11 protein-coding genes are annotated in these 8,674 nt (G+C 62.9%); 8 read left to right on the plus strand and 3 right to left on the minus strand.

The window, feature by feature from the left end; all coding sequences use genetic code 11:
• Positions 1 to 5: 5 nt before the first annotated feature.
• A complete protein-coding gene (locus tag AC5DC2_RS00950) occupies positions 6 to 608 on the minus strand; it encodes an NUDIX domain-containing protein (RefSeq protein ID WP_491697163.1) in 603 nt (200 codons plus the stop codon).
• Positions 609 to 710: 102 nt separating this feature from the next.
• Here AC5DC2_RS00950 and AC5DC2_RS00955 point away from each other — a divergent pair, with 102 nt between their 5' ends.
• A complete protein-coding gene (locus AC5DC2_RS00955) occupies positions 711 to 1,574 on the plus strand; it encodes a 23S rRNA (adenine(2030)-N(6))-methyltransferase RlmJ (protein WP_491697164.1) in 864 nt (287 codons plus the stop codon).
• Positions 1,575 to 1,692: 118 nt separating this feature from the next.
• On the plus strand, positions 1,693 to 2,292 hold the full coding sequence (locus AC5DC2_RS00960; RefSeq protein WP_024707427.1) for a glutathione S-transferase: 600 nt from the start codon (positions 1,693 to 1,695) through the stop codon (positions 2,290 to 2,292).
• A 74-nt stretch (positions 2,293 to 2,366) separates the two neighbouring features.
• On the opposite strand, the gene AC5DC2_RS00965 is transcribed toward AC5DC2_RS00960, so the two are convergent.
• Complete coding sequence (locus tag AC5DC2_RS00965) at positions 2,367 to 3,002, minus strand: outer membrane protein (RefSeq protein WP_491697165.1); 636 nt, start codon at positions 3,000 to 3,002, stop codon at positions 2,367 to 2,369.
• A 339-nt stretch (positions 3,003 to 3,341) separates the two neighbouring features.
• Here AC5DC2_RS00965 and AC5DC2_RS00970 point away from each other — a divergent pair, with 339 nt between their 5' ends.
• The 6 genes from AC5DC2_RS00970 to AC5DC2_RS00995 all read left to right on the plus strand — a co-directional run bounded on the left by AC5DC2_RS00970 (position 3,342) and on the right by AC5DC2_RS00995 (position 8,422).
• Entirely contained in the window at positions 3,342 to 4,112 is a 771-nt protein-coding gene (locus tag AC5DC2_RS00970) for an SDR family oxidoreductase (protein WP_491697166.1), read from the plus strand.
• Positions 4,109 to 6,133 (plus strand): excinuclease ABC subunit UvrC, encoded by a 2,025-nt coding sequence (gene uvrC, locus AC5DC2_RS00975; RefSeq protein ID WP_491697167.1) that lies wholly within the window; start codon positions 4,109 to 4,111, stop codon positions 6,131 to 6,133. The genes AC5DC2_RS00970 and uvrC overlap by 4 nt, the downstream gene beginning before the upstream one ends.
• Positions 6,134 to 6,272: 139 nt before the next feature.
• Entirely contained in the window at positions 6,273 to 6,869 is a 597-nt protein-coding gene (gene pgsA / locus AC5DC2_RS00980; RefSeq protein WP_200333903.1) for a CDP-diacylglycerol--glycerol-3-phosphate 3-phosphatidyltransferase, read from the plus strand.
• Positions 6,866 to 7,120 (plus strand): molybdopterin converting factor subunit 1, encoded by a 255-nt coding sequence (gene moaD, locus AC5DC2_RS00985; RefSeq protein WP_491697168.1) that lies wholly within the window; start codon positions 6,866 to 6,868, stop codon positions 7,118 to 7,120. Before pgsA ends, moaD begins: the two co-directional genes overlap by 4 nt.
• Before the next feature lie 16 nt (positions 7,121 to 7,136).
• Positions 7,137 to 7,598 (plus strand): molybdenum cofactor biosynthesis protein MoaE, encoded by a 462-nt coding sequence (locus AC5DC2_RS00990; RefSeq protein ID WP_491697172.1) that lies wholly within the window; start codon positions 7,137 to 7,139, stop codon positions 7,596 to 7,598.
• A gap of 113 nt (positions 7,599 to 7,711) precedes the next feature.
• Positions 7,712 to 8,422, plus strand: a complete 711-nt coding sequence (locus AC5DC2_RS00995) for a DJ-1/PfpI family protein (RefSeq protein ID WP_491697169.1) — start codon at positions 7,712 to 7,714, stop codon at positions 8,420 to 8,422.
• Positions 8,423 to 8,478: 56 nt separating this feature from the next.
• Here AC5DC2_RS00995 and AC5DC2_RS01000 read toward each other — a convergent pair.
• A partial coding sequence (locus AC5DC2_RS01000) for a hypothetical protein (protein WP_491697170.1) occupies positions 8,479 to 8,674 on the minus strand: 196 nt, incomplete at its 5' end.

Here is an 8,674-nt window from a genome sequence, read left to right on the forward strand (position 1 = left end):
GCGGCTCAGAGTCCGAATACATGGCGGTTCAGCGCCGCCCATTGCAGCATCACCACCGTCTTGGCGTCCGACAGCGCGCCGTTCTCGACCATCGCCATGGCCTCGTCGAAGGAGAGGAAGACGAGTTCGATATCCTCATGCTCCTCGTCAAGCCCGCCGCCGGAGCCGACGCGCATCGTCTCGTCGACGATTGCGGCATAGCAGTGGACCTTTTCGGTCATCAGGCCGGGGGCGGAGATGATGGAGCGCAACGGCAGCAACTCTTCGACGTGATAGCCGGTTTCCTCGCGCGCCTCGCGGATGGCGGCCTCCTCCGGCGTTTCGCCCTCGTCGATCAGCCCGGCGGCCGCCTCCACGAAAAAGCCGTCCCCCTCGCCCATGGCGTAGACCGGCACGCGGAACTGGCGAACGAGCACGAATTTTCCGGCAGAGCGGTCGAACACCAGTACCGAAGACGCCGCCGGCCGCTCGCAGACCTCCCAGGAGCGCTCGATCACCGTGCCGTCGCTGAACCGATAATCGAAGGAATAATCGACCAGCCGGCTCCAGCCGTCGTGAAGCGTGGTCTTTGCGAGGTTGGAAATGCGGTCGCCCTGATCGTTCGTCATCGAAAATCCCTTGAAATATCCCGGCCTGCGTCGAGGCGGCCAGTTGTAAAACATGATCGAGACTCATAATAACTTCTCCGGCAAACACAATGCGGAGCCGCAATGAACTATCGCCACATCTACCACGCCGGAAATTTCGCGGATGTGCTCAAGCATGCGGTGTTTGCGCGGCTGATCGCCTATCTGCAGAAGAAGGACGCCGCCTTCCGCATTCTCGACACCCATGCCGGCACCGGGCAATACGACCTTTCCAGCGAGGAAGCGCAGAAGACCGGCGAGTGGCAGACGGGCATCGGCCGGCTTCTTTCCGCGGAAATTCCGGAAGATGCGGAGGCGCTGCTTGCCCCTTATCTCGATGCCGTGCGCGCGCTCAATGCCACGCCGGAGATTGCGACCTATCCCGGCTCGCCGAAACTTGCCCGCATGCTGATGCGCAGGCAGGACCGGCTGTCGCTGATGGAGCTGCACGAGGCGGACTTCGCCACGCTGCAGGCGCGCTTCACCGGCGACCACCAGGTGCGGGCAACGAAGCTCGACGGCTGGCTCTCGCTCGCCGGCCATCTGCCGCCGAAGGAACGGCGCGGGCTCGTTCTGGTCGATCCGCCCTTCGAGAAGGAGGGCGAGTTCGAACGGCTTGTCGACGGCCTTGCCAAGGCCCACCGCCGCTTTGCCGCCGGGATCTACTGCCTCTGGTACCCGATCAAGAAGGGCGCCAACGTCAAGGCCTTCCACGCGGCGCTCGAGGGGCTCTCCATTCCAAAGATCCTGTGCGCGGAACTCGTTGTCAGAAGCGACCGGGAGACCGACGGCCTGACCGGTTCGGGCCTCATCATCGTCAACCCGCCCTACACGCTGAAAGAGGAGCTCGCCATCATGCTCCCCTTTCTGAAGGATCGCCTGGCCCAGGACCGTTTCGCCAAAGAACGCTCGTTCTGGATCGCCGGCGAACAGGGCTTCGACGGCTGAGGCGAAACGGAACAACGCTTCACGAAAACGCGGTTCCGGGTTATCGATCTCTCAGCACGCATCGTCGCGAATGTCAGGCACTCCGCCCGACTGCGACGTGCGCTTGAGGGAGTGACTTGTGAAACTGCTCTATTCGCCTGCCTCGCCGTTTTCCGCCAAGGTGGTCATGGCCGCTCGCTATCTCGAGATCGACCTCGAACTCGAGCCGGTCGATACGGTCGCCCCGCCCGAGGCGCTGCTTGCCGCCAATCCGCTGGGCAAGATCCCGACGCTTCTCACTGATGACGGACTGACGCTTTATGACAGCCGCACGATCATGCACTATCTCGACAGCCTCGCGGAGGAAAAGCGCCTTTATCCGCGCAAGCCGGAGAAGCGGGCCGTGGTCGAGCGCATGGAAGCGCTCTGCGACGGCATCTGCGATGCCGTGGTGCTGGTCGTCTATGAGAAACGCTATCGCACGCCCGAAACCTGGCACCAGCCCTGGGTCGACCGCCAGTGGGACAGGATCCGCCGCGGCCTCGACTATCTCGACGAGAACCCGCCGGAGTTCAGGAAGAAGCTGAATGCGGGCCATTTCGCCCTTGGCGGGCTTCTCGGCTATCTGATGCTCAGATTTCCGGGGGAGTGGGAAGAACACCGGGTCCGGCTCGCCCGCTGGCCATCGGCTTTCGAGGAAGCATTTCCGGCATTCAGAACGCTGAAGTCACACGCCTGAGCCATCTGGTGCCGGCCGAACGCGAAAACCCGCCACAGGGGCGGGTTTTCAAGGTCACTGCGGGGTTCCGGCGATCAGAAGTGTACGCCGAGACCGACCTTGACGGTGTTTTCCTGGAAGCCACGCTCATAGGTGTTGCCGTTGAGCTTGAAGTCCTGCTTGCCGTAGTCGGTGTAGCGGTATTCCACGCGCGCCGAGATATTCTCGGTGACCATGGCTTCCACACCGGCGCCGACGGTCCAGCCCCAGCCCATCTGCGTGTCCTTGTCGCCGGCCTGCTTGGCGACCAGCTTGGACCCGGCGAGACCGGCCGTGCCGTAAAGCAGGACGGGATCCATGGCGTAGCCGACGCGACCGCGCAGCGAGCCGTTGAAGCCCTGCTCCATCTTCAGGCCGGGATTGATATTCTGGCTCTGGTTGGACGTGGCGAGGTCGCCTTCAACACCGTAGACGATATTGCCCGACTGCATGTTGTAGCCGCCGAACAGCGTGCCGCCCCAGCCGTCTGCCTTGAAGTCGCCCTCATCGAACGTGCCCCAGTCCCAGTTGGCCGCGCCGCCGAGGTAGAAGCCGCTCCAGTTGGAGATCGGCGCCGGAGCCGCATAGGTGGCCGGGCTCGGTTCATAAGGCTGGGAAACGATGGCATCGGCGGCCTGAGCCGCGCCGGCGCCCATCAATACCGCGGTTGCGGCAGCAAGTGTCTTGTTCATGGTCCGCATCTTGTCTCTCCTTCAGTCGATACCGGCTGCCGGATGCCCCGCGAGGAGCGATCGCCGCGCCGTATGCGCTTAAAAGATGAATTAGAACGAGGAACACACCTTTTCAATACTCAAAAAATACATGTATTTTCCTTGGTTAACGATATATTTACGCCCCAGTAAGGCATTTATATTTAGGTTAATATTCAATTTAATCGGAATTTATATGTATTTAAACTATAGAGGGTTCACCAAGAACGTCGCCAGGAGGGAGCAGAACTGCCAATTTCCATTTGGCGGTTCTGCCTGTCGGGCGATATAAGCTTGCCGCCGGAACGAGGGGACATCACGATGCAGCAGAAGACGCCGACAGAAACCGCGCTCGTAACGGGCGGTGCGAAAAGACTTGGCCGCGCGATCGTCGAGGACCTGGCCAATTGCGGCATCAATGTGGCAATCCATGCCCACTCCTCCCTTCCCGAGGCCCGCGAACTGGCGCATTCGCTCAGCCGGGCAGGCGTTAGGGTCGAAGCTTTCGGCGCCGATCTTCTCGATTCGAACGCGACCGGCAGGCTTTTCGGCGCGGTCAATGCCGCGATGGGGCCGGTTTCCCTGCTCGTCAACAATGCCTCGCTGTTTCGCGCCGACAGCGCCGCACACTTCGACGAGGCGCAGTTCGACCAGCATTTTGCCATCCACGTAAAGGCGCCGCTCATACTGGCGGAACATTTCGCCCGGCAATTGCCCGAGGGAGAGAACGGGCTGATCGTCAACATGATCGACCAGCGGGTCTGGGCGCCGGTTCCGAACTTCCTCACCTACGGGCTGTCCAAGAGCGCCCTGTGGGCGGCGACGCAGATGCTGGCGCAGGCGCTTGCGCCGCGCATCCGCGTGAACGCCATCGGCCCGGGGCCGACGCTGAAAAACAGCCGGCAGAGCGATGAGGATTTTGAAAGCCAGGTCGCGGCCCTTATCTTAGGGAAAGGGCCGGAGCTTGGCGAATTCGGAAGGACGATTCGCTATCTCCTCGAAACGCCCTCGATCACGGGTCAGATGATTGCGCTCGATGGCGGGCAGCACCTGGCCTGGGAAACGCCGGACGTAGCAGGGATCAACGAATGACGCGACAGACGCCGCCCGATGGCGGCATAATCTACGACGAAGACGACAGCGATCTGCCGGACGTGGCCGAGACGGGCGCTTCGCTGGAAGCGAGCGAGATCGTCTGGAACGACGCCGCGCGCGAAAAGCATGCGCTGAAGGGAGCCGCCCTGATCGGCGAGTTCGTCAAGCATCTGCCCAACAGCCCCGGCGTCTACCGCATGTTCAACGCCAAGGGCGATGTGCTCTATGTCGGCAAGGCGCGCTCGCTGAAAAAGCGCGTCACCAATTACGCCCAGGGGCGCGGACACTCGAACCGCATCACCCGGATGATCACCCAGACGGCGCATATGGAATTCGTCACCACCCGGACGGAGACCGAGGCGCTGCTTTTGGAAGCGAACCTGATCAAGCGGCTGAGGCCGCGCTTCAACGTTCTCCTGCGCGACGACAAGTCCTTTCCCTATATCCTGATCACCGGCGACCACGAGGCCCCGGCGCTGTTCAAGCATCGCGGCGCGCGCGCCCGCAAGGGCGACTATTTCGGGCCCTTCGCCTCCGCCGGCGCGGTCGGTCGCACGATCAACGCCATGCAGCGGGCCTTCCTGATCCGCTCCTGCACCGACAGCGTCTATGAGAGCCGGACCCGGCCCTGCCTGCTCTACCAGATCAAGCGCTGCGCCGGTCCCTGCACCGGCGAGATATCCACCGAGGACTATGCCGCGCTGGTCAACGAGGCGAAGGCCTTTCTTTCGGGCAAGAGCAAGCAGGTCCACGCCGAACTCGCCGACGCCATGAACCAGGCCTCCGAAGAGCTCGATTTCGAGCGCGCCGCGATCTATCGCGACCGGCTCTCGGCGCTTTCCCATGTGCTCGGCCATCAGGGCGTCAATCCGGCAGGCATTGAAGAGGCCGATGTCTTCGCCATTCATAACGAAGGCGGGCTCTGCTGCATTCAGGTGTTCTTTTACCGGACCGGCCAGAACTGGGGCAACCGCGCCTATTTCCCCAAGACCGATCCCTCGCTTCCCGCCGCAGAAATCCTCAATGCCTTTCTGGCGCAATTCTACGACGACAAGCCGATCCCGCGCGACATCTTCCTGTCGGAGGAGATCGAGGAACGGGCGCTGCTCGAACTGGCGCTTTCCGAGCGCGCCGGCCGCAAGGTGAATATCGCCGTGCCCAAGCGCGGCGAAAAGCGCGAGACCGTCGACCATGTTACTGCCAATGCGCGCGAGGCGCATGGCCGCAAGCTTTCCGAGACCGCCACCCAGTCCCGCCTGTTGCAGGGCTTTGCCGAGACCTTCGGCCTCGCCGCGCCGCCGCGCCGGATCGAGGTCTATGACAACTCCCACATCATGGGCACCAATGCGGTCGGCGGCATGATCGTCGCCGGACCGGAAGGCTTCGTGAAGGCGCAGTACCGCAAGTTCAACATCAAATCGACGGAGATCACCCCGGGCGACGATTTCGGCATGATGCGCGAGGTGATGACCCGCCGCTTTTCCCGGCTGGTGAAGGAGCACGGCATTCCAGACCGCAGCCAGCCTGTCGAAACCGACGAGGATGCCCCCTTCCCGGCCTGGCCGGATGTCATCCTCATCGATGGCGGCCAGGGACAGATGTCGGCGGTGCGCGCCATTCTGGAAGAGCTCGGCGTCAATGAGGCGGTGACCGCGATCGGCGTGGCCAAGGGCGCGGATCGCGAGGCCGGGCGCGAGCGCTTCTTCATGGAGGGCAAGCCCGACTTCTCGCTGCCGCCGCGCGACCCGGTGCTCTATTTCATCCAGCGCCTGCGCGACGAGGCGCATCGTTTCGCCATCGGCTCGCATCGCGCCCGGCGCAAGAAGGAAATGGTGAAGAACCCGCTCGACGAGATCGCCGGCATCGGCCCGTCTCGCAAGCGGGCGCTGCTCCAGCATTTCGGCTCGGCCAAGGCCGTCTCGCGCGCGGGGCTGACCGATCTCAGCGGCGTCGAGGGCATTTCGGAAGCGATGGCCCGGCAGATCTACGATCACTTCCATGACGGAGGCGGCAAATAGGTGACGCCTCGCCGGGCAAGGGCGATATGACTCATGATTAATCCGGGCCGGCATTGACCTTGACCGTGCAATGGAAGCAATTTGCGCCTACATAGAGCGGACTGCCGGCACGGGCAGGCCGAGTACACGGAATGAAGCCATGGCATCAAAAGCGTATAACATCCCCAACCTCCTGACCTATGGCCGCATTCTCGCAGTGCCCCTGATCGTCCTGTGCTTCTTTCTGGAGGGCAAGCTCTCCAGTTCGGATCCGGCCCGCTGGGCCGCGCTGACAATCTTCGCCATTGCCTCGATCACCGATTTCTTCGACGGCTATCTGGCGCGGGCCTGGAACCAGCAGTCCAATATCGGGCGCATGCTGGACCCGATCGCCGACAAGCTTCTGGTCTCCACCTGCCTGCTTCTCCTCGCCGCCGATGTCGAGCGGACGATAGCCGGATGGTCGCTCTGGGCGGCGATCATCATCCTGTGCCGCGAGGTGCTGGTCTCCGGCCTCAGAGAATATCTGGCCGGCCTCAAGGTTTCGGTGCCGGTGACGCGGATCGCCAAATGGAAGACGACCTTCCAGATGATCGCGATCGGGCTTCTGCTTGCCGGCCCTGCCGGTGACACGATCTTCCCCTACACCACCAATCTCGGCATCGTGCTGTTGTGGATCGCGGCGATTCTGACGATGTACACCGGCTACGACTATTTCCGGGCCGGGCTGAAACATGTTGTAGAGGCTGAAAAATGACAAGACTCATCTATTTCGCCTGGGTACGCGAACGGATCGGCGTGGCTGAGGAAGAGATTTCCCTGCCGGAAGCGGTCACGGACGTCGCCGGCCTGCTGACCTTTCTGAAGGGCCGCGGCGAAGGCTACGAGAGCGCTCTTGTGGAACCCGACGTTATCCGCGTGGCGCTCGACCGGGTGCATGCCGAGCACGACGCTCCGCTTGAAGGCGTCCGCGAGATCGCCCTTTTCCCGCCGATGACCGGGGGCTGAGGCCATGACAGAGGCCATGGCCGTCGCCCCCGATATCCGCATCCAGGCGGAAGATTTCGACATCGCCGCCGAACAGGCTGCGCTTGGCAGGGGCCGCGCGGATATCGGCGCGCTCGTCAGCTTCACCGGGCTTTGCCGCGACGAGAACGGACGGCTGGACGCGCTTGAACTCGAGCATTATCCCGGCATGGCCGAAAGCGAGATCACCCGCATCGCCAAGACCGCCATCGCCCGCTTCGGACTTCTCGGCCTGACCGCGATCCACCGCTACGGCCGGATCAGCCCCGGGGAAAACATCGTGCTGGTGATTGCGGCCGCCCCCCACCGGCAGGCCGCCTTCGACGGCGCCGCCTTCGTCATGGACTTCCTGAAGACCGACGCTCCCTTCTGGAAAAAGGAGCATCTGAAGGGCGGCGGCGACAATGGCTGGGTCGAGGCGCGCGCGGCCGATCTTTCCGCCCGCGAGGACTGGCAATAAAAGAGACATGAGCCGGCCTTAAGATAGCGCTTGTCGAACGACCCGGACGGCCTATTCTTGTTTGAAATTTCAATCGATTTGGCCTTGCGGCTTCACCACTGAACGAGGACAACATGCCTTCCAGTTCCGACTCGCTTACCGTGGGCTTCATCATGTTTCCGGGCCTCACGCAGCTTGATCTTTTCGGGCCCGCAGACGTCCTGAACCGGATGCCGGGCACCGAGATCAAGTTCCTGTGGAAGAACCTCGATCCCGTGATCGTTGACCGGGGCATGCGCATCCTGCCGAACACGACCTTCGGGCAATGCCAGAAGCTCGACATCATCTGCGTTCCGGGCGGGCCCGGCCAGATCGCCCTGATGGATGACGACGAAACGCTGAACTTCCTGCGCCGCATCGCGCCCGGCTGCAAGCTGGTCACATCGGTCTGCACCGGCTCTCTGGTGCTTGGAGCCGCCGGGCTTCTGAAGGGCTACAGGGCCACCTCGCACTGGTCGTCGATCGACCAACTGTCGCTGTTCGGCGCGATACCGGTGGAGGAGCGCGTCGTCATGGACCGCAACCGGATCACCGGCGCCGGCGTGACCTCGGGCATCGATTTCGCGCTGCGGGTGGTGGAAAACCTGATGGACAGGACCACGGCCCAGCAGATCCAGCTGCAGATGGAATACGACCCCGAGCCGCCCTATCGCTGCGGCACGCCGAAGACCGCGCCGCCGGAAATCCTCGACAGCGTACGCGCCCGCCTGCACATGTTCCTTTCCAGCCGCCGTTCCGCCAGCGAGCGCGCCGCCGAACGGCTGAACAGCAAGAAGAACGGCTGAGCCCGTAAAAAGGGGTCGGCATGCGCCGTTCCCCGCCGCCCCGGTGAGGCCTGCCGCTACTGAAACTCGAAAATCTTGCGGAAGACGCCGGGCGCGATGGCGGACAGCGGGTTGACCACCAGGTCGGGGTCCGTCGTCTTGCCCGTCAGCTTGAAGGTGATGCCGAACAGGCCCTTGTCGTTGCCATTGCCGAGCAGCGGGCCGAAAATCGGAATCTCGGCGAAGATCCGGTTCAGGCCGTAGGCGGGCATG

This window comes from Martelella sp., assembly GCF_984369615.1.